Annotated in this window: 21 protein-coding genes; 11 read left to right on the top strand and 10 right to left on the bottom strand. The window is 54.9% G+C overall.

All coding sequences use genetic code 11. From position 1 onward, the window contains the following. Positions 1-3 precede the first annotated feature (3 nt). Genes FJV47_RS14840 through FJV47_RS16740 form a run of 3 tightly spaced genes read right to left on the bottom strand, consistent with a single transcriptional unit; the run spans position 4 to position 6,535 of the window. The gene (locus tag FJV47_RS14840) at positions 4-2,535 is read right to left on the bottom strand and encodes a DUF5719 family protein (RefSeq protein ID WP_159614341.1); all 2,532 of its coding nucleotides are present in this window, start codon (positions 2,533-2,535) and stop codon (positions 4-6) included. After that, positions 2,535-6,065, bottom strand: a complete 3,531-nt coding sequence (locus FJV47_RS14835; protein WP_159614339.1) for a glycosyltransferase family 2 protein — start codon at positions 6,063-6,065, stop codon at positions 2,535-2,537. Before FJV47_RS14835 ends, FJV47_RS14840 begins: the two co-directional genes overlap by 1 nt. Beyond that, positions 6,011-6,535 (bottom strand): WhiB family transcriptional regulator, encoded by a 525-nt coding sequence (locus tag FJV47_RS16740; RefSeq protein ID WP_159614337.1) that lies wholly within the window; start codon positions 6,533-6,535, stop codon positions 6,011-6,013. The genes FJV47_RS14835 and FJV47_RS16740 overlap by 55 nt, the downstream gene beginning before the upstream one ends. 288 nt (positions 6,536-6,823) lie before the next feature. Here FJV47_RS16740 and FJV47_RS14825 point away from each other — a divergent pair, with 288 nt between their 5' ends. Further along, positions 6,824-7,552, top strand: a complete 729-nt coding sequence (locus FJV47_RS14825; RefSeq protein WP_159614335.1) for a TIGR03089 family protein — start codon at positions 6,824-6,826, stop codon at positions 7,550-7,552. Here the strand turns inward: FJV47_RS14825 and FJV47_RS14820 are convergent. Further along, entirely contained in the window at positions 7,549-8,130 is a 582-nt protein-coding gene (locus tag FJV47_RS14820; protein WP_159614333.1) for a GtrA family protein, read from the bottom strand. The two genes, FJV47_RS14825 and FJV47_RS14820, sit on opposite strands and share 4 nt — an antisense overlap. Positions 8,131-8,306: 176 nt before the next feature. Here FJV47_RS14820 and FJV47_RS14815 point away from each other — a divergent pair, with 176 nt between their 5' ends. The 4 genes from FJV47_RS14815 to manA all read left to right on the top strand — a co-directional run bounded on the left by FJV47_RS14815 (position 8,307) and on the right by manA (position 13,020). Beyond that, a complete protein-coding gene (locus FJV47_RS14815; RefSeq protein ID WP_159614331.1) occupies positions 8,307-9,467 on the top strand; it encodes a 5-(carboxyamino)imidazole ribonucleotide synthase in 1,161 nt (386 codons plus the stop codon). A 74-nt stretch (positions 9,468-9,541) separates the two neighbouring features. Then, positions 9,542-10,072: a 5-(carboxyamino)imidazole ribonucleotide mutase gene (gene purE, locus FJV47_RS14810; RefSeq protein WP_159614329.1), complete on the top strand. Its 531-nt coding sequence runs from the start codon at positions 9,542-9,544 to the stop codon at positions 10,070-10,072. Positions 10,073-10,090: 18 nt separating this feature from the next. Continuing rightward, complete coding sequence (locus FJV47_RS14805) at positions 10,091-11,725, top strand: LCP family protein (RefSeq protein WP_159614327.1); 1,635 nt, start codon at positions 10,091-10,093, stop codon at positions 11,723-11,725. A gap of 86 nt (positions 11,726-11,811) precedes the next feature. Next, the gene (gene manA / locus FJV47_RS14800) at positions 11,812-13,020 is read left to right on the top strand and encodes a mannose-6-phosphate isomerase, class I (protein WP_159614325.1); all 1,209 of its coding nucleotides are present in this window, start codon (positions 11,812-11,814) and stop codon (positions 13,018-13,020) included. A 99-nt stretch (positions 13,021-13,119) separates the two neighbouring features. On the opposite strand, the gene glpX is transcribed toward manA, so the two are convergent. Further along, complete coding sequence (gene glpX / locus FJV47_RS14795; protein WP_159614323.1) at positions 13,120-14,154, bottom strand: class II fructose-bisphosphatase; 1,035 nt, start codon at positions 14,152-14,154, stop codon at positions 13,120-13,122. 155 nt (positions 14,155-14,309) lie between these two features. Between glpX and FJV47_RS14790 the strand changes: the two genes are divergently transcribed. The 3 genes from FJV47_RS14790 to FJV47_RS14780 all read left to right on the top strand — a co-directional run bounded on the left by FJV47_RS14790 (position 14,310) and on the right by FJV47_RS14780 (position 17,226). Beyond that, positions 14,310-14,984, top strand: coding sequence for a DUF4245 family protein (locus FJV47_RS14790; protein WP_159614321.1), 675 nt, complete (start codon positions 14,310-14,312; stop codon positions 14,982-14,984). Between the two features lie 68 nt (positions 14,985-15,052). Further along, on the top strand, positions 15,053-15,682 hold the full coding sequence (locus FJV47_RS14785; protein ID WP_159614319.1) for a carbonic anhydrase: 630 nt from the start codon (positions 15,053-15,055) through the stop codon (positions 15,680-15,682). A gap of 131 nt (positions 15,683-15,813) precedes the next feature. Then, the gene (locus tag FJV47_RS14780; protein WP_159614317.1) at positions 15,814-17,226 is read left to right on the top strand and encodes a class II fumarate hydratase; all 1,413 of its coding nucleotides are present in this window, start codon (positions 15,814-15,816) and stop codon (positions 17,224-17,226) included. A 68-nt stretch (positions 17,227-17,294) separates the two neighbouring features. Here the strand turns inward: FJV47_RS14780 and FJV47_RS14775 are convergent, their stop codons facing one another. Beyond that, a complete protein-coding gene (locus FJV47_RS14775; protein ID WP_159614315.1) occupies positions 17,295-17,864 on the bottom strand; it encodes a GNAT family N-acetyltransferase in 570 nt (189 codons plus the stop codon). Between the two features lie 128 nt (positions 17,865-17,992). Between FJV47_RS14775 and FJV47_RS14770 the strand changes: the two genes are divergently transcribed. Together FJV47_RS14770 and FJV47_RS14765 are read left to right on the top strand one after the other, a co-directional pair. After that, the gene (locus FJV47_RS14770; RefSeq protein ID WP_235026488.1) at positions 17,993-18,655 is read left to right on the top strand and encodes a TetR/AcrR family transcriptional regulator; all 663 of its coding nucleotides are present in this window, start codon (positions 17,993-17,995) and stop codon (positions 18,653-18,655) included. A gap of 21 nt (positions 18,656-18,676) precedes the next feature. After that, on the top strand, positions 18,677-20,386 hold the full coding sequence (locus FJV47_RS14765) for an MDR family MFS transporter (protein ID WP_159614311.1): 1,710 nt from the start codon (positions 18,677-18,679) through the stop codon (positions 20,384-20,386). Positions 20,387-20,473: 87 nt separating this feature from the next. Here the strand turns inward: FJV47_RS14765 and FJV47_RS14760 are convergent, their stop codons facing one another. Both FJV47_RS14760 and FJV47_RS14755 read right to left on the bottom strand, forming a co-directional pair. Next, positions 20,474-20,938, bottom strand: a complete 465-nt coding sequence (locus FJV47_RS14760) for an NUDIX domain-containing protein (RefSeq protein ID WP_159614309.1) — start codon at positions 20,936-20,938, stop codon at positions 20,474-20,476. A 4-nt stretch (positions 20,939-20,942) separates the two neighbouring features. Then, positions 20,943-21,446 carry a prepilin peptidase gene (locus FJV47_RS14755; RefSeq protein ID WP_159614307.1) on the bottom strand — a complete coding sequence of 168 codons (504 nt, stop codon included), beginning with the start codon at positions 21,444-21,446 and terminating at the stop codon, positions 20,943-20,945. 84 nt (positions 21,447-21,530) lie between these two features. On the opposite strand from FJV47_RS14755, the gene FJV47_RS14750 reads away from it, so the two are divergent. After that, entirely contained in the window at positions 21,531-22,316 is a 786-nt protein-coding gene (locus FJV47_RS14750; RefSeq protein ID WP_159614305.1) for a hypothetical protein, read from the top strand. 87 nt (positions 22,317-22,403) lie between these two features. Here the strand turns inward: FJV47_RS14750 and FJV47_RS14745 are convergent, their stop codons facing one another. Then, complete coding sequence (locus FJV47_RS14745) at positions 22,404-23,720, bottom strand: PhoH family protein (protein ID WP_159614303.1); 1,317 nt, start codon at positions 23,718-23,720, stop codon at positions 22,404-22,406. Positions 23,721-23,950: 230 nt separating this feature from the next. Further along, positions 23,951-24,730, bottom strand: coding sequence for an isoprenyl transferase (locus tag FJV47_RS14740; protein WP_200832022.1), 780 nt, complete (start codon positions 24,728-24,730; stop codon positions 23,951-23,953). Between the last annotated feature and the right edge of the window lie 50 nt (positions 24,731-24,780).

Genomic DNA, 24,780 nt, shown 5'->3' with positions numbered 1-24,780 from the left:
CCGCTACCCGCCGATATTAACCACAATGCCGTCGCGACCGGCATTAGCCTGAGGCATCGAAGCCCAAGCAATCGAACGATCCGAGCCGAGTGCTACCTGCGCAATGTAGGTGTTGGCATCGGTGGAGAAGATCACGGCTTGAGCATCATCAGAGACTGATTTTGGATCAAAAACGATGGACGAGCCGGCATCAACCTGTAGTTTCTTGGCCTTCTGCAACTTGCCGTCCTTTCTCACCACTGTAGCCTCAACGGATGAATCCGAATCCACAGCAGCCAAAACGAACTTTCCAGTGCCATTGGCAGATACTGGCATGGCCTGAGTGCCGGCCAGAACGTTGGAGCTGGCAGCCCACGCTGTATCAGAAGAATCTTTCGGATTAGCACCGCGCACCATGCGCACCGCCGCGGTGACCGGCGCATCAGCTTCAACCACCACGGTGTAATAGCCGCCAGCGAGCTGTTTCAGATCCACCACGTTGGTCGCATTTGAAGCAGCTGCCAAGTTCTCGTCAAAGCTAGCTGCAACTTCACCGTTCTCACCCAGCACCTTCACCTTGTAGCCCGCGCCCGAAGATCCGGTCGCGGAAACGTGAAGTTGCGGAACCAAAGACTTATCATCTTTGCTCAGCGAGCTGATATTTTCCTTGCTATCGATCCAAACCCCAGGAATCACCTGGGTGTTGGAGGCCGATGCATTGGGGCCAACAAAGTCCACGCCCGAGGGAGTCAATCCGCGAAGCGCAGCCTGCTGAACGCTGGCAGTGATCTTGCCACCAACGCTGGTGACATCTGCTGAAACAGAGTTCATATTCTGCGCGTAACCGCCAAGCACTAGGGCTTTGTCCTCCCCCGGAGCAATCACGATGTTCTGCAGGGTAGGAGTATCGATCAATCCATCTGGACCACGTAACTGCAGGGATACCTGAGCGGTGGTGTGCGTCGGGTTAGATACGTGCATAACACTGGTTGAACCAGTGTTGGTCTGCAGGCCAGTGAAGCGCCAGTTGGAGGCCGGCGCCTGACAGGTAGCCATGGCCAAGCCTTCAAGGTCACCATCCGAAGCTTGGTAGCTGCGCAGGGCGCTACCCTCTGAAGCTAGTGAGCCCAGTGGCTGCAACGAGTAGGCCTGGACTCCATCAACGTTGTTCAAAGTTGAAACCTTGCTCACGCGCCCGGTTTGGCCAGCATCATCTGCACCGCGAGCTTCAGCAGCTTCGGCTTCCTTGATGCGCTCGGTCAAATTGCGTGGCGAGGATCCATCTAGTTTGGCCACCCAAGAACCGGGAACACGCTTGGCCAAATCGGAGACCGCAATCGCACGGACGTTGCTGCTGACTTTCTTAGCACCGGCAGCAAACTGTGGATCCGTTCCATCAACGCCCTTAAGCAGCTGTGGAGTTGGAGCACAGATACTGGTGGCATCTCCTGCAGGAAGATTTGTCACCGCTGCTGGCAGGGTGCTTTCTGCAGGCTTCGGAGCGATGATTGATCCACCAGCAACCACTGCGCCGGCTGCAATAACTGCGGCCAGACTCAACATCACGGCGCCGGTCTTCTTTCGAGTCCCCGCGGTTGCCGCGTCCTTGCTGGCCGCCACGCGAGCTTTTTCAAGCTTGCGACGACGGGCACTGACCTTCTTATCATTGGTTTCTACAGCAGGTGCTGGGGTGGCAGGCTTGGACTTATTGGCCTGTTCTTCCTTAGCAGCCTCGGCAGCTCGAACCTTTTCCAACTTACGGCGACGCTTCGCGGCGCTCTGGTCTTCGGGCCCCTGTTGCTCAGGCGCCTGATTCTTCTCGGACGTGGCTTTTGAGGCGGCAGCTGTAGCGGCAGCTGCAGTACCTGCGGTGGCGGCCTCAGCTTTAGCTTCTAGAACCTTTGGTTCTTCGGTAGAAGACTCAGCGTCTTTTTTCGCCGCAGTTTCCGGAGTGCTTCCGGCAGCTGTCGCTGGGGCGGGTTCCTGCTTGGCAGGTGCCGGAGTTTCAGTTTTCGACATTGCGGCTTCAGAAGTGGCCGCCTGAGACTTCTGCTGCGCAACAGGCTGGTCGGCCTTTGGCGCTGGGGCAGCCTCGTTCTTTTCCGAATCTGCAGCGGATTTTTCTAGCGGCTCACTGATGACAGTTTTCTCAGTCTTTTCAGACTTATCGTTTTCAGCAACCGGCGCTGGACTGGCCGTCGGCTTTTTCTCGGTCTTAGCAGCCTTCTTATCGTCCTTGGCCTTCTGCTCCGCTTCGGCTTTCTGCTGCGCTACTCGTGCTTTCTCGACTTTCGTCTCAGCCTTTGCGTTAGCTTCTTGCTGGGCTTTATGTGTCTTATCAGCTTCGGCCGCAGTTTTTGCCTCGGCCTTTGCACGATTCGCTGCTTCCTTGGCCCGAGCCTTTTCTAGCTTCGCGTCGACTTTGGCTTTGACCTTGGCAGCTTTTTCTTCTGCACGGCTCAGTGCCGCAGAAACTGGATGCTGGGACTGCGCAGGTGTTGACTGCTCGGCTTTGTCAGCAGAATCCCCTGAGTTAACGTTCTTCTCGTCGCTCACTACTTCTTCTCCTGCTCGGCTTCATCGTCCGAAATTCGGTCGTTGAGCTTCGGGGTCAAGTTTTCTCGGATCTTGCTGGCCCGTTCACGAGCTTCTCGACGGCTCTGTGGACCGGAGCCGTGAGCCGTTGATGGACTCTGAACTTGCGCGGCCGCCAACACTTTTTCGCCGTCGAGCACTTCTTGGTCCTCGGTGCGAGGTTCGCGGAAGCGATAGTCGCTGTTGCGGTAGTTGGCGAAACGTCGTGAGCTTGGCACCGGAATGGCCAGCAGCACGGTAATTAACAACACCAGTGCACCAATCACCAGCACAGGAATGTCCATGCTTTCCTTATGCGTCAGCGTTAGCTCTCCCCCGGCATTAGGAATCTCGAAAGCTTGAGCCCAACGGGTATCCAAGTTTTCAGGGTAGGAGACCGTACGAAGATTCTGGTTATCGATAATGGCGCTGAGCTTTGTATCGGCCGGTGTCGAAAGAACGAGGGTTCGTTTTTCACTAGATTCCGGCAGCGTCAAGTTGCTGATCTTGCCACGATTTGCTGGTAAGACGCTCACGCTGCCTTGCTCATCAATGATGCGAGCGAAGCCAGCGCCTTGAGCTTCACCTGAAGCCTTGTAGTCCACCCGCCACAGCCAACCGCTGTCAGTCTGCCCCACGGCGGCTAAGCCAGTGGCAGCATCCAGGGTGCGTACCACAGCTGGCACTGATTCACCGGTTTCGTTCAAGACAATGTAGCCGATACCCAAGTCCCGCAGTGAGGAACGAGCGTCCAGCGCAGATTCGGAGAGCAACATGGCTACTGCCTTACTCTGCACCGATGAGGTAATCGAGTTTTCGTTGCGCTCTGGATTCAGCAGGCTTCCTGTGAGGGTCTTAACCTGCGAGAAACGGCTGATCCCATCAAGGGTTTCGCCGGATCCGGACACTAGCTGGCTGTCTATTTCGCCGGAGGAGCGTGGGCTGAGAACCAAGGTACGGTCTTGGAATTCCGAACGTCCAGCATCTGCCGCGGTCGCAGGCAGGGTGCGTGGCTGCGAGGAAGTAACTTGCTGGGTATTGACCAACTTCGTCAAGGACTCAGATGCAGCCGTGGGGTTCAACGCGGAACCTAAAAGAACGGTCCCGGAGGCCGCTATTGCAATCACGCTCAGTGCTGCCATCAACGATATTAAGGATCGCGGGGCGTTTGCTCGCAGTGCGCGTGGTTGGTTTTCGTGCCGCAATGCTGCCAACGCGTTGGCGGCGGCGGCGATCAAAGCAAACACGGTGAAGGAAACAAATGGTCCGGTGTATGCGCTGACCGCAGAATGCGACTGTAGGCTCACCGGAATGAACCCAACGGCCCATCCGGCTGCCAACGAAATCACACCAGCCCACAAGAACCGACGCGAGTTTCGACGCATGGTGGCGCTGAGGCTGAACGCCGAGCTCAACGTACCGATCACTGCCATGATGATTACCGGCGCACCGATCAGCAAGGCTGCAATCAAAGCCCACGGTCCGGCAGGCAACATGTCCCATCCGACCAGACCAACTTTGGCGTCAAAGGCTTCTGGGAAACCCAAGAGCATCTGCCATGGCGACGCTGGGGTGAACGCGGTAGGTGCTCCCGGTTCGGTGAACAACAAACGAGGTTCGCTGATTGCGGCAAAGAGCAATGGCAGGTTCCACACAATGGCTGGCAATGGGATCCACCACAAGCTTCGAGCGCGGTGAATCGATGAGAATGCCAGCGCATAAATCAATACGACTGCAGCCAAGAAGAACGCCATCGAGCCGGAAGAAATAACCCACAGCAATAAGGCAGCACAGGCTGAAGCGGTCCAGGCAGAAGCTGACTTTTCCTTGAGTGACTTCGGCTTGGCGCCTTCAACAGCTACCTGTGCGTTCATCGCACGGATGACAGCCATGACGAACACCGGCAACACAATATGAACCAAGGCAGAACCGATTCGCCCGGCAGCCAACGATGAGGTCAACGACGGTAGCAGTGCCCAAACCAGGGCGGCAAAGAATCGAACGGAGCGCGAACGGCTGACCGCTCCAATCCCCCACCATGCGCTCAACGCTGCCAACGGCATCGCGGCTAGGAAGAGGTACGGGGCTACCTGGTTGGCATGGCCGAAGGTGATCACCGAATACAGCCAGAATAGCGCGTCAGAATTATCAGGTGGCGCGCTAAAGCCTGCGCCAACGTTCTGCCACCAAGACAGCGCATTGGCTCCGATTTCCCTGGTGGTTTGCGAAAAGGGTCGCAAGGCTCCGCCCGATAGGGCGCCCGCTCCTAGCACATTGCGCCAAGCAATGAGCGAAACGGCAGTGGAAATCAACAGAGCAAAAATCAAAGAAAGTACCGCGGTGGTGCGCGGCGGGCGGGCGATGCGAACAAAGTCTGAGAAATTATCACCGCTGGGTTCGACCATGGCGTCGGCGCCACTGCCATCCCCATAAACATCTGCATCATCACGACCGGTGTGTAGGTTGCGACGGTATTCGCGCACGGCCGAGGATGAGGTCATCAGCTTGCGCACCTGGCGGCGCGGGATTTCACGCACCTCACGGACATTACGTCGCGAGGCAGATAGCTTGCCCGGGGTAAATAGCCCGCGCAGCGTTGCGCGCAAATGACCAAAGCCGTGACCCGGGTCCTTGGCCAGCAGGGCCACCAAGAAGTGGCCGATACCGCCGAGTAAAAGACCGATCCAGAGGAACGGCAAAGTCAAAGGTGCTGCGAACTTCAACCGCTGGAAAACTTCCGAACGTTTGGCTTCGCTAGGGCCGGCCAGGGAGTCAATAACTTCAACCTGGTGGTACATTTTCGCTTCGGGAACGATGACAACACGGTAGCCAGCCAAGCGGTTTCGCCAGCACAAATCCACGTCGTCGCCACGTCCGGGAATCGCTGGGTCAAATCCGCCGAGGTATTCAAAAACCTCGCGGCGAATGAACATACCTGCAGAGGACACCGCAAAGTAGTCACTGCGTGAGTCGTACTGACCCTGATCAACTTCGTCGGTATCGATCATGGTCAGTCGCTGGGCCTTGCGGTCCACGCTCAGGCCAACTTCAACCAGGTGTCGTGGATTCTCGATGTCCAGCAACTTACAGCCGGCGATTGAAACCGACTCTGAGGCTTCGACCGCACGGGTCAACGCTTCGAGCGCGTCAGGGGCTGGCATGGAATCATCGTGGATGATCCACAGCCACTCATCGCGGCCCTCTTTTGCTTCAGGTAGCTGTGCGACAGCCACTTCCATCGATAGGCCCAAAGAGCCCTCCTCGGCTTGCAATAATGCAGCGTTGGAAGGCAGATTGGCACGCAAAACCTCAAGGGAAGCGTCGGAGGAAGAAGCGTCTACTCCGACAAAGCGTTCGATAGGCCGCGACTGGTTTCGCAGTGCGGCCAAAGTGCGTGGTAAAAAGTCAGCGCCATCGTGCGAGGCAACGATGGCGGTGACGTGAATTGGCGGACGAATTAGATTGCTCGTTTCCGTAGACGGCGACGTTCGCGCTCTGAGAGCCCTCCCCATATGCCGAAGCGCTCATCATTGCTTAAGGCATATTCTAGACATTCTGAGCGCACAACACATGCGCCGCAGACGCGTTTCGCGTCTCTAGTCGATCCACCCTTTTCAGGGAAAAATGCTTCCGGGTCTGTTTGTGCACACAGTGCACGGGCTTGCCAGCCCAGTTCTCCTTCATCAACTTCTCCGCCGACACCCAGCCAGACAGCCTTGATGTTCTCGCGTACTTCGTCGTCCTCGTCAAGCTCCGGCGCCCAGGATCCAACACTTGGAATCTCTTCACCATCTACGGCTGAGTCGTGTTCCTTCAGGAAATTGTCGGCTGCGGTTTCAAGATCAGCTGCGACAGCTACGCGTGCGGACTCGCCAGCTTGAGGGTCGACAAACCAGTCGGATGGTGCGTCTTCGAGCCCATACTGAGCGGACGCAACAGCCGAGGTCGAAAATTCGGAGTACCCCTGCTCCAGATTCGCCATGGTGATGTTGACCTTTCGATTGGTTTGAGTGGATTGGGCCGTCTATGGCACCTACCCATCCGGCGGCATTTATTCCATCAAACTAGAGAATGTGATGGATTCCGCCGGACTCACCATCTAATTACATCCGTGTAACTCCGCTAGAGTCAAGTGGGGAGGTCATTCTAAGAACAATTTTCAGGAAACTCCCGGCACAACACGCCGTCAAAACGGGCATATGAGACGGGCGAGTCATCACTTGCCTGAATTCTCGGTGAATTCTCAGTAACTAGTTTTAAAGGACGATCTATGAGTAGCAACCAACAACGTGAAACTTTCGTCGAGACCCTCTTGGCAACCCGACGCTCCTCCGCGTCGCCCTGGTTAACTTGGTACTCGCACAGCGGTGAACGAATCGAGCTTTCCGGACGTGTTTTTGACAACTGGGTGGCTAAAAGCGCAAATCTCCTGGGCGACCTCTACGACCTCGATGAGCAATCCGTCGTGGTGGTGGACCTTGATGCCCACTGGAAATCATTGGTCCTCGCCCTAGCGGCACTGCATCACGGTGCCACCCTTGTTGATGCAAATCATCAGGAGGCACGCGGCGCGACCCTATGGATCACGGCCGCGCCTAACGATGAAAATATTCCAGCAAGCAGCGAGATCCTCGCCGTGAACCCGGCAGCTCTCGCGCTGTCCTTCGGTTCAGATCTTGGGCCTGTTGCTGAAGACTTTAATGCCACGGTACGTTCCTACGCCGACCAGTTCTATCCCTCGCCCGTAGCTGCGCAAACTCTAGCTTTGGCCACCGGTGCCGGTCTGGCAGTCGGAATCCAAGAGCTTTTTGACAAGGTAGCTGAGCCCAAAGGCACCATTTTGGTGCGAGCTGATCAGCCCGTACTTGCCCTGCTCCCCTACCTGGTTGGGCAGTGGAAAGCCGGGGACGCAGTGGTACTCGTTGAAGATAATTTCCAGGTCACCGAACGTCTTCGGGATGGTGAACGCATCACCTTCGACTACAACGCTGGAAACTAACGCAAAATCTCAGGTGTCGAACCGGTGTCGGAGCGCGGGTCAGTTCCCTTGGTGGAATTCGACGCGCCCGCGCCGGTTTCATTCTGCGCGCGACCTAAAATTTCGTGGTCGTGAGCGAACTCTTCTTCCTGATCCATTTCCTTACCAAAGACCCAGAAGCGGTAAGCGAAGAATCGGAAGATGGTGCCTAGAATCAGACCGACCACGGAGCCTGCAATGAAAACAGAGGTCGCATCGGTCAGGCCCAGCCAGTACTTGGTCACCCAAACACACGCGGCAGCAATGCCCAGACCGATGGCGTTCATGATGATGAACATCACCAGCTCGCGCACCACATTAGCCTGACGCCGGTGCCGGAAGGTCCAGTAGCGATTGGCAACCCAAGAGAAGATGGTGGCCACAACACCGGCAACGATTTTTGCTTTAACCTGAGAATCGCTCATCGAGCCATGAAGTAGCCAGACATAGATGCCCGAGTCAATGATGAACGCTACGCCACCGACAACACCGAACTTCGCGACTTCTCGCCAAAATAGCGAAATGAGTCCGGCAATTTTTGATTTGATGCGCTCGAGCAAGGGTCCTCCAGGGAATCGAGTTCCCGTCTGGCTAGCAGTTACAAGGCGCGCAGAGCAGTACTCGAAGCACGCGATCTAGTTATTTTATCGGTACTTTCTGGTGATTGACCGAATTCTGAGAGTAATCAGACATCACGGATGCGAATCTAAGCCGTGATTTCGATATTCTAGATATCGTGAGCTTTCCAAAAATTGGTGTAATTGGTGGCGGGCAGCTGGCCCGAATGATGGCCCCTGAGGCCCTGAACCTAGGTTTTGAACTTCATGTTCTCGCCGAAGGGCCCGAGGTTTCGGCTGCCCGAAGTGTTCCCGATGCACCCATCGGTGACTACAAGGACCTAGAAACCCTGCGCACCTTTGCCCAGGGTAAGGACGTGGTCACCTTTGACCACGAGCACGTCCCCAATGATTTCCTCACCACACTGATCAATGAAGGCGTGAACATTCAGCCACGCCCGGCAGCTCTGATCCACGCGCAGGACAAGTTGGTAATGCGCGAAGCCATTGAGCGTCTGGGTTTGCCCAACCCCGCATGGGCCAAGGTGGAAGATGTTCAGCAGCTGATCGACTTCGGCGATCAAACTGGCTGGCCTATTGTGCTCAAGACCCCCCGTGGTGGATACGACGGCAAGGGCGTTCGCATGCTTGATAACGAACAGGACGCCAAGGAAGCAGCCGACTGGTTCGCCAACGGCCCCCTGCTTGCAGAAGACAAAGTCGATTTCTCTCGCGAACTGTCCGCTATGGTCGCCCGCACCCCCTCCGGCGAAGCTAAAGCGTGGCCGGTCGTTCACACCATCCAAGTTGATGGCGTATGTGACGAAGTCATTGCACCAGCTCAAGATCTTGACCAGGCCACCGCTGCCGCCGCAGCCCAGGCCGCTCTGTTGATCGCTAATGAATTTGGCGTCACCGGAGTGATGGCCGCCGAGCTATTCGAAACGCCCGACCAAGGAGCCGGCTTCGTCATCAATGAATTGGCGATGCGCCCGCACAACACCGGTCATTGGACGATGAACGGTTCGGTCACCAGCCAGTTCGAACAACACTTGCGTGCTGTACTGGATCTTCCACTGGGTGAAACCAGTGAGCTGGGCGTGACCGTCATGAAAAATTACCTTGGCGGAGCCAACGAAGACCTTTACTCGGCCTTCAGCGCAGCACTGGCCGCGGCCCCCGAGGTCAAAGTCCACGCCTACGGCAAATCGGTTCGACCAGGTCGAAAGATCGGGCACGTTAACGTCGTGGCTAACGCGGGGCAAAGCGTAGATGAACTTCGCTCCCAAGCTAATAAAGTAGCCGCGCTCATCCGTGATGGCGTGGACGCTGAACACTAATCTTTATACCGTCGAGAGCCACTGCACCTAGGCGCGGTGGCTCTTACACTTACTTATCCCAAGGAAATATTCTGATGTCTGTTGCACCACTTGTCGGCCTTGTCATGGGTTCGGATTCTGATTGGCCAGTTATGCGTCTTGCCGCGCAGGCTTTGGCCGAGTTCGGCATTCCGTTTGAAGCTGACGTAGTCTCCGCACACCGGATGCCCAGTGAAATGATCGAATACGGCAAAAAAGCTCACGAACGTGGACTACGCGTGATCATCGCTGGCGCAGGCGGTGCAGCTCATCTTCCGGGTATGCTCGCAGCCGTTACCCCGCTTCCTGTCATCGGAGTTCCAGTTCCACTGGCTAAACTTGATGGAATGGATTCCCTGTTGTCCATCGTTCAGATGCCCGCAGGAGTCCCCGTAGCAACTGTTTCCATCGGCGGCGCACGCAACGCAGGATTGTTGGCTGTACGCACTCTCGCATCGGGAACCGATGAGCTTGCACAGGCGTTGCAGGTAAAGTTGCTTCAGTTCGCAGATTCTCTGCGCGAATCGGCCCACGCTAAGGGTGCTGCACTGCGCGAAGAAGTTGCCAACGAGAATTTCGCTTCCTAGGGAAAGTCATTTAAGTACATGGGTTCTGCCAATCATCGCGCACAAGGTCCGTTGCGCAGTCCGGAGACAATAAGCGCTCCGCAACGCAGCAAACGTGCGCTGATCTTGGTCCTCTTGACCATTTTCTTCCCGGGCAGCGCTCAGCTCGTTGCCGGAAACCGCAAGCTCGGACGCCTCGCGGTCACCGTCACTATGATTTGCTGGGTGGCCATTTTGGCCATCGTCGCGATCTACTTCATTAACCGCTCGGTCATCCTTGGCTGGGTCGCGCACCCGAACTTCCAGATGTTCTTGATCGTCGTACTCTCAGTACTGGCTGTCGGTTGGTTCATCATGTTCATCAACACCTTGGTGATCATTCGGCCAAAGATGTTGGCGCCGGGTATGCGGGCCATCGTCACCGTATTTACCCTTGCTGCAGTTATCGCCACCAGTGGTGTGTTCATCTATGGTGCCTCGATACTGAACACCGGACGCGAAACCATCGTCTCGGTCTTTGATGAAGGTCCTGCCTTTGATCCGGTGGATGGCCGATACAATATTGCTGTCTTCGGTGCCGACTCCGGTAGTGATCGTCAAGGGGTGCGTACCGACTCGGTGGCGTTGCTCTCGGTAGATGCCAAGACTGGCAAGACCTTACTGATCTCGATCCCACGTAACTTCCAGGGCGCTCGCTTTGCCGATGATTCCCCGATGAAGAAGATCTGGCCAGATGGCTACAACTGTGGAGATGAATGTATCTTCAATGCCATCTATCGCAACGCTACCGACGAGCACGCTGATGCGTTCCCAAGCACGGTCAAGAACGTCGGCGCGCAAGCAGCGATGGATGCTCTGGAAGGAACGACCGGTCTACCGGTTCAGGGTTACGTCATGGTGGACATGGCTGGCTTCGAACAATTTGTTGATGCCCTCGGTGGAGTCAACATCGATTCGGGCGGCTGGGTTCCATACAACGGCAAGCGCTACGAAAACAGCACCATCCGCACCCACTGGTTCGCCCCAGGCAACCAGACCTTTACCGGCAAGCAAGCCCTGTGGTTTGCACGTTCCCGTGACTTCACCGATGATTACCACCGCATCAAGCGCCAGCAATGCTTGCAGCAGGCCATCATTAAGCAGTTCACCCCGCAGACCATTCTGAGCAATTTCACCAGCATCATGTCTGCCGGTGAACAGCTGGTAGAAACCAACATTCCTGCTGGTCAGCTTGGTTCGTTCGTGTCCTTGGCCGAAAAGGTATCCTCACAGCCGATGGCCCGACTTACCCTTGGTGCCCCGGACTTCGACCGTACCTTCTCCACCTACCCAGATTTTGATGAGCTTCAGAGCCGAATTCAGACAATGATTGCCAAGCAAGGTGAGTCAGCGACCAAGAAGGCGAAGAAGACTACTTCAGCTTCTCCAAGTGAAGATTCCTCAGATTCCTCCAAATCTGAAGAGAGCTCCAAGAGCGCTGAAGCAACCGAAGAGTCTTCGGATGCTTCTGATATCAACAACGCACCAAAGTTGTCCAACAACGGCGATGCAGAATTCACCCAGCCTGACGGCAGCCCTATCACCGAGGAATACCTGGTTCAGCTGGAAATGGCTGGAGCAACAACCAGAATTTCTCAGATTGCTGCCAACAACGACGAGTGCACCGTTCCTTAAACCAACCTTGCACTCCTGACCAACGGTTAGACCCCCGACCGCAACGAAACCCAATCACTGTTTACGAAAGGCTATGGTCAACAAACGTGTTCGAGTTGAATAACGCGATCAGGGACTACCACTGGGGATCTGAATCTGAGATCTCTGACCTGCTCGCTCTGCCTGCGGAAATCACTCCGCAGGCAGAGATGTGGCTCGGTGCCCACCCCGGATGCCCAAGCCGCTTGGCAGACGAAGATCTTGCCCTCAATGACTTTATTGCCCAAGACCCGCAGCATGTATTGGGCGCTACGGTGGCACAACGGTTCGGGCGCTTGCCGTACTTGTTCAAGGTACTCTCCGCTACCGAACCGCTGTCCATTCAAACCCACCCAACACTCAAGCAAGCTCAAGAACGCTTTGCCTTGGAAAACGCCAGTGGGAAAGCGTCGGACGCTGCAGACCGTAACTACAAAGACGACAATCACAAACCCGAGATGCTATATGCACTCACCGATTTTGTGGCTCTTTCTGGATTCCGTCAACCAGCTCAGATCATCAAAGACTTGCGGTTGATATCCAAAGATCTGCCGGAGGAAAATCACGGCGAGATCAACAAGATCATTGACCTCTTGCAGGGCACCGATGCGCTGGCCAGCACCTTTGAGTACGTTCTGGTCGCTGGTACTCCTGTGGCCCAGACCGTGCAAGAAATCTGTGCTGCCATCGAGACCTCAACTGAACTCAGCGCGAACGTTCACTTCGCCGAGTTGGTGGCAATCAACAAAATCTATCCTGGCGATCCCGGTGTTCTGGTAGCGCTATTACTGAATCTGGTGTTCCTCGAACCAGGTCAGGCCATCAGCTTAGGTGCTGGAAACGTGCACGCATATTTGCGTGGACTGGGCATCGAAGTCATGGCCAATTCGGACAACGTACTGCGCGGCGGACTTACCAGCAAGCACATCGACGTCCCAGAGCTCCTGGATGTCACCATCACTCAGCCCTCCCCCGCTCCCATTTTGGAGCCGGTGGCACTTGATAATCATGACCGCCTGTACAAGCCGGAATTCGAAGAATTCCAATTGCAGGTACTTGATCCAAATAAGCCCGGGCTTGCTGCAGACTTGCAACTACATGGAGCGGCCATCGTCTTGTGCACTTCTGGTGAGTTCCTGATCAAGACCCAAGAAGGCCAGCGGAGCATTACCCGTGGACAGTCATTGTTCATCACCGCAGCTGAGCTGCCCGCCTCAGCTACTCTTCAGGGTGAAATAAGCGGCCAGCTCTTTGCTGTCAGCTCACAAATTGACTGACCCTACTCGTGGGATCAAATGCTTGGAAGTAGTCGTTAAACATTTCCGCCCATGGACTTCGGTGAAGTCCATGGGCGGAAATGTTTCTCTTACCGAGATTTAGCGGGTGTAAGCTTCCCACTTGTCCTGGTGGTGTTCACCTTCAACGAAGCGGATGGTTCCTGACTTCGCACGCATCACGATCGACTGGGTGCTGATGCGGTTGCCCTTGTAACGCACACCGCGCAGCAGATCGCCATCGGTGATGCCGGTAGCTGCGAAGTAGCAGTTATCCGAGGTCACCAAATCATTAGTGGTTAGAACGCGATCCAGCTTGTGGCCCGCATCCAGTGCCTTCTGCTTCTCATCGTCATCGGTTGGCCACAAACGACCCTGGATGACGCCGCCCAGTGCCTTGATAGCGCAAGCGGTCACGATACCTTCAGGGGTTCCGCCAACACCCATCAAAGCATCAACACCGGTGCCTTCACGAGTCGCTGCAATAGCACCGGCTACGTCGCCGTCCATGATCAGCTTGGTGCGAGCACCTGCAGCACGGATCTCTTCGATCAATCCCGCGTGACGCGGACGATCCAAGACCGTAACGGTAATCTGGCTGATCTTCTTGCCCTTGGCCTTAGCAATCAGGTGAAGGTTCTGCTTCACTGGCAGACGCAAGTCAACAAGATCTGCGGCGTCTGGTCCGGTAACCAGCTTTTCCATGTAGAAGACGGCCGACGGATCAAACATGGATCCGCGGTCTGCTACAGCAAGTACCGAAAGGGCATTATTTAGGCCCAATGCGGTCAAGCGGGTTCCATCAATTGGGTCAACGGCTACGTCGCACTCGGCACCAGTGCCGTTGCCAACTTGCTCGCCGTTGAAGAGCATTGGAGCTTCATCTTTTTCGCCTTCGCCGATAACAACAACTCCGTTGAAGTTCACGGTGGAGAGCAGACCACGCATGGCGTCAACGGCAGCGCCGTCGGCAGCGTTCTTGTCCCCGAAACCAACCCATGGCGTGGAAGCAATGGCGGCTGCTTCTGTAGCACGCACCAACTCCAGCGCTAGGTTGCGGTCCGGCTCCGCGTCGGTTACCGACAGTCGCGAAGAAAGTTGGGCATACTTGTTCTTTTCGGTCACGAAAGATCCCATCACTGAGTCGTAGTCATTGCACCTATGCAAACACTCACATTCTATCTCTTTCCAAAATCACGTGACAGTTCGTGTCGAAGGAGTCCCGTCCTGCCTCAAGTGGGGTTGGGCACGCTGGTTCGAATTACACAGACTCTTCGGGGAGAATAGAAGACGTGCAACTTGAGAACAACAATGGGAACAACGTGCCTGCGAATGAAGCAACAGATCACAACGCTGAGTCGACTTCGGTTCCGCGACGCGATCTTAATGATCCCGAAGCGACCTTCGAGGATCTTCCATTCAAGCCTCAGCTAACCGAAAAAGCTGCCAAGCGCGCTAATCAGACCTATAAAGGAATGATTCTTTCGGTGGGGTTCACCTTAGCAATTCTCATCCCGTTGATCTTGCTCAATCCCGCTCCTAAACAACAGGCCTTCAAGAGCGACGTTAACCTGCAGCAGACTGCCGAGCAGACTGAGTCCGTTGCCGGGTTTAAGATTTTTGCACCCGACCTAGCTGATAATCAGTACTCAAACTTTGCGCGCTGGCAGGCCAATAATGCTCAGGGCGTTCCGTACTGGGAATTCGGCATTGTCGCCAATGACAAGAATTTTGTTTATGTTCGCCAAGCCGGCAAAGCAAATCCAACCTGGATAGCTTTAACCACTGACGCTGCCGTACCGACTGGAACCAAGACTATTGGTAGTTGGGAATGGGAAGAGCGAGTTAAAGACGAGACCACGTACTTGATCACGGAACGCAAAGATTCCACACTCATCCTCTCGACGGACACGTCCACCGAAGAGCTGGAAAACGTTGCCAAGCTAGCGGAATCTACTCTGAACTAGTTCGCACTATGACCGCCACCTGACGAAACATATTCGATATTCGAATAAGTTCCCGTAGACTTTGGATTATGTCATCTGAAACAACTGCTCAGTCCTTGTCACCCTACGAGGCCTGGGAAAAGCTACGCGCGGGCAATTTGCGCTTCGTCAATGAAGAAACTGAGCACCCTAATCAGGACAGTGCACGTCGCCAGTCTTTGTTGACCGGCCAAGAACCTTACGCGGTAATCTTTGGCTGTTCAGATTCTCGACTGGCCGCAGAGATCATCTTTGATGCTGGTTTGGGCGACATGTTTGTTGTGCGTACAGCTGGTCATGTCATCGACCCGGCCAGCCTAGGCTCGTTGGAATTTGCAGTTGAGAGCCTGAATGTCCCGCTCATCGTGATTCTCGGGCACAACTCTTGCGGTGCTATCACCAGCGCCATCAAGGTTAAAGAATCTGGCGATATGCCCAAGGGCTTCGTCCGCGACCTGGTTGAGCACATCACCCCGTCGGTATTGGCAGCTGAGCGCAAGGGCATTACTGACGTAAACGGTACCGCGGTTGAACACGTCAAGCAGACCACCGACCGCCTTGTCGACCTGTCCACCATCATCGCTCAGGCGATCGAGGAAGGTCGCACTGCAGTGGCTGGCGTGGCCTACCACCTGCATGACGGCCGAGCTCAGTTGGTCTCTTCTTTGGGACTTGACTAACCATCACACACCCACCGTAAACCGCCTTGTAGATCGGTATTTATTCCCGATCCTATAAAGCGTCACGGTGGGTTGTGATGTTCACATCAGAGCCCTGTATTTCCCTCACTGTTCAGGCGTAGTCTGGGCGCATGACCTACAGTGATGATTTCCGCATTGAACATGACACCATGGGCGAAGTCCGAGTTCCGGCTCAGGCCCTTTACCGCGCACAAACCCAACGCGCGGTCGAGAATTTTCCAATCTCCGGCAAGACCTTAGAGTCATCGCATATCAAAGCCCTTGCGCAGGTAAAGAAGGCAGCAGCGGCCGCTAACCTTGCCTTGGGTGTATTGGATGCTGAACGTGCCGAGGCTATTTCAAATGCGGCACAAGAAGTCGCCAGCGGCAAATACGATTCTCAGTTCCCCATCGATGTTTTCCAAACCGGTTCCGGCACCAGCTCCAATATGAACACCAACGAGGTTCTCGCCGAGCTGGCCACACGAGCATTGAAGGAACAGAACAGCGACACTGAGGTTCATCCCAATGACCACGTGAACGCTTCCCAGTCCTCCAACGATGTCTTCCCGACGTCAGTCCACGTGGCGGCCACCGGAGCTTTGATTAATGATTTGATTCCTGCTCTAGGACAACTGGCCACGGCGCTGGAAGCTAAGTCCACCGAGTTCAAGGACGTCGTAAAGTCCGGCCGAACCCATCTTATGGATGCGACCCCGGTGACTCTTGGTCAAGAATTTGGCGGCTACGCTGCTCAGGTCCGCTATGGCATTGAACGTATCGAATCCGCCCTGCCTCGTGTGGCCGAAGTTCCATTAGGTGGCACCGCTGTGGGCACCGGCATCAACACCCCAGAGGGTTTCCCACAAAAGGTTATCGAGTTCCTCCGCGAGGACACGGGACTGCCCATCACCGAAGCTCGTAATCACTTTGAAGCACAGGCCAACCGAGATGGGCTTGTGGAGGCCTCGGCGGCTCTACGTACCATTGCGATTTCACTGATCAAGATCGCCAACGATCTGCGTTGGATGGGTTCGGGCCCCAATACAGGCTTGGGTGAAATTTCCATTCCAGATCTCCAGCCGGGTTCTTCGATCATGCCGGGCAAGGTCAATCCAGTCATCTCAGAAGCCACCATCCAGGTCGCCGCTCAAGTCATTGGCAATGACACCGCCATTGCTTGGGCCGGAACCAACGGCGCATTTGAGCTGAACGTCGGCATTCCCGTGATCGCCTCGAATATACTGGAATCAATTCGCCTTCTGTCCAACACCACCAAGGTGATGGCGGAGAAGATGATTGATGGCATTCAAGCTAACGTAGAACGCGCTCGATTCTTGGCTGAGGCTTCGCCATCTATCGTGACTCCGCTGAACAAACTGATCGGTTACGAAAACGCTGCAAAGATCGCCAAGAAGGCAGTCGCCGAAGGGCTAACCGTTCGCGAAGCCACCGTAGCGCTGGGCTTTGTCGAACGTGGCGAAGTTACCGAGGCGCAGCTTGATGAACTACTTGATGTTTCCACCATGGTTGGTAAACACTAATAGTTACTCAAGCAACGACGAGTCGGCCCGTAATGATTCACAATCTCATGAATCATCACGGGCCGAAACTATGCAAGATTGATCCAATAACGTCGAACTGAATCGACGGAGCCAAAGCGTGGTCCTACTTCACTGAAGGCTCGAACCTTTTCAAGTACTCCCCCACACGATTCGATGGTTCTCGCAGAAGCGAGATTGGAGTCATTGCACGTGATGAGGACCTTCGGCAGTCCAAGGTTGCGGGCCTGCTGAAGAGAACCGGCGAGCGCAAGCTTGGCTAAACCCCTGCGCCGAGCGCTAGGACGGATGCCGTAACCGATATGGCCGCCAACTTCCCGTAGATACTCATTTCCCAGATCGTGACGCAGGCTCACTGCGCCAAGGTACTCGTCGTCTTTGACGACCCATAAGGTGCTTTGCGAGACAAATCCCGGCAACGGCGTGAAATCTGATCGCGACAGGTCGTTGAGTAGTTGAACCCACGAAGCAAAATCATGAGGATTTGTAAGATCCCAACCATACTTTTCTGCAAAGAAAACTGATGCACCGTCTTGATCAGCACCATTCCATTCTGCAGTGCTCTGCAAAAATGATTCATGCAAGTCAGCTCTTGGTTCAATAAGCTCAATACCGTTCATGGACTTAGCCTAGTACACGTCAAATAGGCCATCCGCTCTTTGTTGATTCGTAGAGAAAATGTTGCACATCACTTAAGTTGCACTCTATCAACCACAGTGCAATACTGCACTATATGAAAGATAGTGCAATGAGTGATAGGGATATGTCTTGCGGGGCACCAACACTGAGCCAACGCATGCAAAACACCAAGACTGCGATCACCCGGCATAGCCGAGAGCTGACCGCAGAATCGGGCTTCAACGGTTTTACGATTGAAAATGTTTGCGAACGCGTCGGCATCTCTCGTCGCACCTTCTTCAACTACTTCCCCAGCAAGCTCGACGCAGTCTTTGGTCACGAATCAGACGCTATGCCAGAGGGCACCTTCGAACGTTTCATAGCAGCACGACCAGAAGGCATCGAAGGCTTTTCGCCAACACTGTTTTCTGATCTCGTTGATTTGACCTTGGAACGGCTAAGTGTCGATGAGAGCGAAATCGTGAGCACCCACAGCTTCTTCTCGATAGCTCACCGCGAACCCGAATTGCTCCAGCACATGGTCCAGACGGGTCCGAAAAAGGAAGCTAAGTTCCGTGAGCTGATCGCACAACGCGAAGGAGTCGATCCTCAAGATCCACTCATTGGCTGCCTGATGCATATCCTCAAGGACACTTTCCTCCAGGCCATCGACGCCTACGCTGCAGGATCTGGTAAACGCTCACTGAGCGAAGAATTCTTGGACTTGATCACCAGGGTTCAAAACGCCATGAGCCAGCCACTGCAGCACGCCAGTCACACCACAACTGTTTAACCAAATCTCGCAAGGATCATAATGACTACAACCACCAGTCCCCGGAAAACCCCGGGCGACGCGCCACTGGTACTGACCCAGCGGCGCATTTGGATCATCTTCTCCGCCTTGATCGCAGGCATGCTCCTGTCTTCGCTGGACCAGACCATCGTTTCCACCGCAATGCCTACCATCGTCGGCAAGCTCGGTGGCGTTGAACACCAAGCATGGATCACCACTGCTTACCTGTTGGCCACTACCATCGTGATGCCGATCTACGGCAAGTTCGGTGACGTTCTTGGCCGCCGTAACCTCTTCCTGATTGCTATTGCGCTGTTCACTCTGGCTTCAGTGGGTGCAGCTTTCTCGACGACATTCTGGATGTTTGTCATTTTCCGCGCCGTTCAAGGTTTGGGTGGCGGCGGTCTGATGATCCTGTCTCAGGCCATCATCGCTGATATCGTGCCAGCCTCCGAACGAGGCAAATATATGGGTCCGCTCGGCGGCATCTTCGGGCTCTCCGCAGTCGCCGGCCCACTGCTAGGTGGATTCTTCGTTGATCACCTAACTTGGGAATGGGCTTTCTACATCAACATCCCAGTGGGTATTGCTGCCTTCGCCATTGCCTGGTTCGCCTTGACTCTGCCTAATAAGAAGGCTGAAAAGAAAATTGACATCTTCGGTGTACTACTACTGTCGATTGCTACCACCTGCTTGATCTTCTTCACCGATTTCGGTGGTTCCGCAACCCACGGTTGGGACGCTCCAGAGACTTGGGCATGGGGCGCGGGTCTTGTAGTTGCGGCTTCGCTGTTCGTCTTGGCAGAAGCTAAGGCAGAAGATCCAATCATTCCGTTAGGCCTGTTCAAGAACAAGGTCTTCATCAATGCCACCGCCATCGGTTTCACCTTGGGCATCGGCATGTTCTCGGCAATCGCCTTCGTTCCAACGTTCCTGCAAATGTCATCGGGCACCTCGGCCGCGGTCTCCGGCCTGCTGATGGTTCCAATGATGGTCGGCATGATGGGTACCTCCATCTACTCCGGTATAGCAATCTCCAAGTCGGGACGCTACAAGGCTTACCCAATTGCCGGCACCATCGTCACTATTGCCGCAATGCTTGCCTTCACTACCTTGACCGCCCAGACCCCACTGTGGCTCATCTGCGTTTACCTATTCGTACTGGGCGCCGGCATGGGCTTGATCATGCAGGTAGTTGTTCTCGTCGTTCAGAACGCGGTGGATCCGGAAATGATCGGTACCGCGACCTCCACCAACAACTACTTCCGCGAAGTTGGCGCTTCCCTCGGTGTGGCAATCTTCGGTGCCCTGTTCACCAACCGACTCTCCGAGAAGCTATTGGACGTGTTCTCCGGTGCTGGCGCTAGCGCGGCCGATGCTGGTCAGGCAACCTCCACTTTGGATCCGCAGACTCTATCCTCATTGCCCGATGCATTGCGTGATGGCATCGTTGACGCCTACGCAAGCTCGCTAGCGCCAGTGTTCTGGTACTTGGTTCCATTCCTCGTTGTCGCTTTCGGACTGGCTTTGTTCCTCAAGCAGATTCCGCTCTCGGACACCGCCGGTATGGTGGCCCGTGGCGAAGCTATTGGCGGCGAGGAAGCAATCGCTTACGAAGAGTCCCACCGTGTACAGAATGCAGATTCAGCACAGCAGGCTCAAGAAGCTGAGGGCGCGGTGCTCGTGGCCGAAAGACCAGCAGATGACGCCGAGCCCACTGACACCAAATAGGGCTGCTATAGCTGCTCATTAAAGTGTTCAAGGCATCTTGGGTGCGAACCATTCACGGTTCGCACCCAAGATGCTTTTTTCTATGGCCTAAGCGAAATACCCACCTGGTCGCGGATCCAGCGACCAAGCTAAGGCACGTTCGTGCAGCGGGGGTAGTTCAGGGCGATCATCCAAAGCAAAGTAGCCGACTTCAAGATTTTCGTCGTCGTTGATCTGTGCCCGACCCGATAAGTGCTTTGCCCTAAAGACGATGTCCAGATATTGGGCATGATCCCCATTGGGGTACACAGTCGGCGCCGTGACCCCCACACCAATCAATTCAGTGACCTCACATCTCACCCCGGTCTCTTCAAGGACTTCACGCACCGCGGTCATTGATGGTTCTTCGCCCGGGTCAATTATTCCGGCTGGCAAGGTCCACAGTCCGTTATCTGCCCGACGTACCAGTAAGACGTGATCATCTTTAAGAACGACAACTTTCACTCCTGAGAGCCACAGCATTTCGTGTCCAACATGAGTTCGAAGACGTGTAATAAATTCAGGAGTTGCCATGATTTCATCGTGCCACAAGTAGGACCGCAAGAGCTCCAACGATCATGAACGGCCCGAAGGGAACAGCAGATTTTAGCGTCAGTTTCCGAGCGATCACTCCCCCAAGAACCCACAACGTGGCCAGGAGAAAAGTGAGTAAGGTGGCCAAGAACAAGGAGGCCAACGAATAGTAGCCGAGATTTAGCCCGAGCACACCGGCCAGTTTCACATCCCCCATGCCCATCGCCCCGGCTGAGATCAAGCTGATCACCAGGTAGGCACCGCCAAGTATTACGAGACCAAGGACGCCTCTAATGATGCCTTGCGCATCAGAGCGCGCAATACCGAGCGCGAGCATCACCACTGTGCTGACGATCAACCAAAAGCCCACCAACCGATTGGGCAGACGATGACTGGCGATATCCGCTTTTGATAATAAGAAGCCGAAAATTAAGAAGCACAGCAACTGCAACGTTATAAGGACACAGGGAATCGGCCCTTCGTGGAAAACGTTCCAAATCTGTGACATGTAAAGAGCATAGGCAACATTGTTAGCCAACGGGTGGAACTTGCTAACCCTTGTGAATAAACTGCTCGCTTCTAGAATGGAATTATGGACTTACCCTCAGCTCCGTTGCACTTCCCCGAGAATCCGATTCCTGATTCAGCCGGTCGGCGAAGATTCCGCGCGCTGGCTCGTTCAGCACCATGGCTAAGCACTTCCCTAAACCTTGAGATTCAAGTTCCCTCAGTCTTTGATCGACAGCCATTGAATGAGAACGAAACCGTGAAGGTCAAGATCCGTCAGCGCGAGGCCATTGTTGTCCACAACAGTGTTGGCGAGATGATTTTTCAGAAGGAAACTTTCAGCCTGCCCAGAAGCAGAGAGTATTTGGCTTCAAAAAACACGACATGGCAGCTGTCCTCCCAGCTCAGTACGCCTGTGTTTACCGAAGATCAGTTGGTCCTTCGGCGTCCAAAAATTTCCGGATACGGTGAGCTTCTGCCGCTGGATTACTGGCAAGGGGTTCTGGACCCGGTGGAGATCGCCGGGGAAGAACCGGCTTCCTTAGATCTGGCGTTTGATCACCCTACCTATATTCATGAGCTGGCTGAGTTGACCCATCACGGCCGGCGAGCGCTAGCAGCGGTCCTCAGTCCCGGACACACCTATAAACCTGCTGTTGCCGGCTACCCACTGGTCCCCGCGGGGAGCAGAACTTTGGTGGTACTGGATCAAAGCACAGGGATCTGCTTGCTGCGTAAGGTCTTGCAAAGCGATAATCCTTCCGACCCAGCACCCGACTTGATCGCACATGTCATCGCCCAAGATGAGTACTACATCAACTCTCAGTTCCAGTCGGTGCACTGGTTAGACCAGCCAGTAATCCATCCCTAGGACCTGCGCAGCTTATCCCGCATACGAGATGGCTCCTGAGCCCTTGAAACATTTTCAAGGGCTCAGGAGCCAGTTTTCGATTGATACTTAGGCCAGTGTCGGTGAGTCGAGCATTTCCGTGACCAGCGCGGCGATTGCAGATCGTTCAGATCGAGTCAGGGTTACGTGGCCAAACAGCGCATGTCCCTTCAGTTGCTCTACTACCGCAGCCACACCATCGTGTCGACCGACGTGCAGGTTGTCTCGCTGTGCCACGTCGTGAGTCAACACAACCTTGGAATTCTGACCGATACGCGAGAGCACGGTCAGCAGCACATTACGTTCCAGCGATTGGGCCTCATCCACGATGACGTAGGAGTCATGCAGCGAACGTCCGCGGATGTGGGTAAGCGGAAGGACTTCGAGCATGCCACGTTCCATGACTTCATCGATCGCGTTCTTGGACACGATCGAGCCGAGCGTATCGAATACTGCTTGCGCCCATGGCCCCATCTTCTCGCCCTCAGAACCAGGCAGGTAGCCAAGCTCTTGGCCACCGACCGCGTACAACGGACGGAATACCGTAATCTTGCGGTGTTCACGGCGTTCAAGCACCGCTTCCATACCCGCGCAGAGGGCCAATGCTGATTTGCCGGTTCCGGCATTTCCGCCCAGCGATACGATGCCTACTCCGGGATCCATGAGCAAGTCCAAGGCGATGCGTTGCTCTGCGCTGCGCCCATGCAATCCAAAGGCCTGCTGGTCTCCACGTACCAACTTCAGTGTGTTGGCATCGGTCTTTCGAGCCAAGGCACTGCCCCGAGTTGAGGTGATGACAAATCCAGTATTGACCGGCGCGTCAGCGACCTCTTTGACGTTCAATAGCTGTTCGTGCTCATAGAGCGTGGCCATCAGCTCTTCATTCAGTTCAAGCTGCTCGATGCCGGTCCAGCCGGTAGAAGCGATCAGTTCATTGCGGTAAACCTCCGCATGCAAGCCCATGGCAGATGCCTTGATTCGCATTGGCAGATCTTTGGTCACCAAGGCGACGTCAAGTCCGGAGTCCAGAAGGTGCTTGGCCACTGCCAAAATACGCGCATCGTTATCTCCTGAACGCATTCCTACCGGAAGTACTTCTGGAGCGATGTGGTTCAGTTCAATTCGAAGTGTGCCACCGGAAGAAGAGACCGGTACTGCTTGGGCGAGTCCACCGTGATTGGCGATCAAGTCGTCGAGCAAGCGCAAAGCTTGTCGCGCAAAGTATCCAAGTTCTGGATCCTTACGTTTTTGCTCCAGCTCGGTGACCACAGTCAAGGGAATCACCACGTGGTGCTCGTCGAAGTGGAACATCGCTTTCGGATCTGAAAGCAAAACCGAGGTGTCAATGACGTAGGTTCGTACACCCTGTTCGGCAGTTCGGCTCATGGCAGCGCACCCAATCTCGAATCCGGCGTGGGGGCTGTCCCCACGCGTTTGTGGGGAACCCCAGCACCGGATGTCCAAGGCGTTTCCGGTAGTGGTACCGGCAGGCGCTGCTTTTGGTCATCTAGTGTGGAACCCTTCAATCAACCAGGGCTTGATGCCCCGGCCTTATGAATACCTTAGACCTTGAGAGGTCATCAGAAAGCAACAGCTGGGTAACGATTGTTTTAATTCTAGGCGCCGAACCTGCGTTGACGATCGGCGAAGTCTCGCAACGCTCGAAGGAAGTCGACACGACGGAAATCAGGCCACAACGCTTCACAGAAGTAGAACTCTGAATAGGCGCTTTGCCAGGTCAAAAATCCGCTCAGTCGTTGCTCACCGCTGGTGCGGATCACCAAGTCTGGATCCGGCTGGCCCTTGGTGTACAGCGCTGATTCGATGTCATCCGTGGACAAGTTTTCGGCCAGTTCTTCGATGGTCCGACCGTCATGGGCGGCTTGCCCCAGTAGTGCTTTGAACGCATCCAGAATTTCACGGCGTCCACCGTAGCCAATAGCCACATTTACGTGAACTCCGGACCTGTTGGCGGTAATTGTTTCCAGAGCTGAAAGTTTATGGGCAAGTTCCGGAGGCAAAAGATCTTTGGCACCTACCTGCTGAACTTTCACGCGGTTCGTTTCGCCTAAACGATCCAAGGTTCCGCCGATGACTTCCAAGAGGTCGCGCAGTTCACTGGCCTCACGGTTGAGGTTGTCGGTGGAGAGCATGTAGAGCGTGACCATCTTGATGTTCAGCTCTTCACACCAGTCCAAGAATTCGAGGATCTTGTCGGCTCCGGCCTGATGCCCGGCCAGCGTTGGCGATCCTGCGAGCTTGGCCCAGCGACGATTGCCATCGACCATTACTCCGATGTGGTGTGGGAGCTTGTCGGCAGGTAGTGACTTCGCCAAGCGCCGTTCGTAGTAACGGTACGCAAGGTTGGGAAGCTGCACCGTGGCACTGCCTTTCATTCGAATCAAAATCTCTAGGTTCTTAATCTACCGCGAATCCCCGATACCTT

This window comes from Glutamicibacter sp. JC586, assembly GCF_009805585.1.
Classification (GTDB): Bacteria; Actinomycetota; Actinomycetes; order Actinomycetales; family Micrococcaceae; genus Glutamicibacter.
Note: the sequence above shows the minus strand (reverse complement) of the source record. Positions and strands in the feature narration are given on the sequence as shown.

Excerpts from the sequence above, each read along its gene's own strand:
- FJV47_RS14835 (WP_159614339.1), bottom strand. The coding sequence starts at position 6,065 with ATGGGGAGGGCTCTCAGAGCGCGAACGTCGCCGTCTACGGAAACGAGC.
- FJV47_RS16740 (WP_159614337.1), bottom strand. The coding sequence starts at position 6,535 with ATGGCGAATCTGGAGCAGGGGTACTCCGAATTTTCGACCTCGGCTGTT.
- FJV47_RS14825 (WP_159614335.1), top strand. The coding sequence starts at position 6,824 with ATGAGTAGCAACCAACAACGTGAAACTTTCGTCGAGACCCTCTTGGCA.
- purE (WP_159614329.1), top strand. The coding sequence starts at position 9,542 with ATGTCTGTTGCACCACTTGTCGGCCTTGTCATGGGTTCGGATTCTGAT.
- FJV47_RS14805 (WP_159614327.1), top strand. The coding sequence starts at position 10,091 with ATGGGTTCTGCCAATCATCGCGCACAAGGTCCGTTGCGCAGTCCGGAG.
- glpX (WP_159614323.1), bottom strand. The coding sequence starts at position 14,154 with ATGGGATCTTTCGTGACCGAAAAGAACAAGTATGCCCAACTTTCTTCG.
- FJV47_RS14785 (WP_159614319.1), top strand. The coding sequence starts at position 15,053 with ATGTCATCTGAAACAACTGCTCAGTCCTTGTCACCCTACGAGGCCTGG.
- FJV47_RS14780 (WP_159614317.1), top strand. The coding sequence starts at position 15,814 with ATGACCTACAGTGATGATTTCCGCATTGAACATGACACCATGGGCGAA.
- FJV47_RS14775 (WP_159614315.1), bottom strand. The coding sequence starts at position 17,864 with ATGAACGGTATTGAGCTTATTGAACCAAGAGCTGACTTGCATGAATCA.
- FJV47_RS14770 (WP_235026488.1), top strand. The coding sequence starts at position 17,993 with ATGAGTGATAGGGATATGTCTTGCGGGGCACCAACACTGAGCCAACGC.
- FJV47_RS14765 (WP_159614311.1), top strand. The coding sequence starts at position 18,677 with ATGACTACAACCACCAGTCCCCGGAAAACCCCGGGCGACGCGCCACTG.
- FJV47_RS14760 (WP_159614309.1), bottom strand. The coding sequence starts at position 20,938 with ATGGCAACTCCTGAATTTATTACACGTCTTCGAACTCATGTTGGACAC.
- FJV47_RS14755 (WP_159614307.1), bottom strand. The coding sequence starts at position 21,446 with ATGTCACAGATTTGGAACGTTTTCCACGAAGGGCCGATTCCCTGTGTC.
- FJV47_RS14750 (WP_159614305.1), top strand. The coding sequence starts at position 21,531 with ATGGACTTACCCTCAGCTCCGTTGCACTTCCCCGAGAATCCGATTCCT.
- FJV47_RS14745 (WP_159614303.1), bottom strand. The coding sequence starts at position 23,720 with ATGAGCCGAACTGCCGAACAGGGTGTACGAACCTACGTCATTGACACC.
- FJV47_RS14740 (WP_200832022.1), bottom strand. The coding sequence starts at position 24,730 with ATGAAAGGCAGTGCCACGGTGCAGCTTCCCAACCTTGCGTACCGTTAC.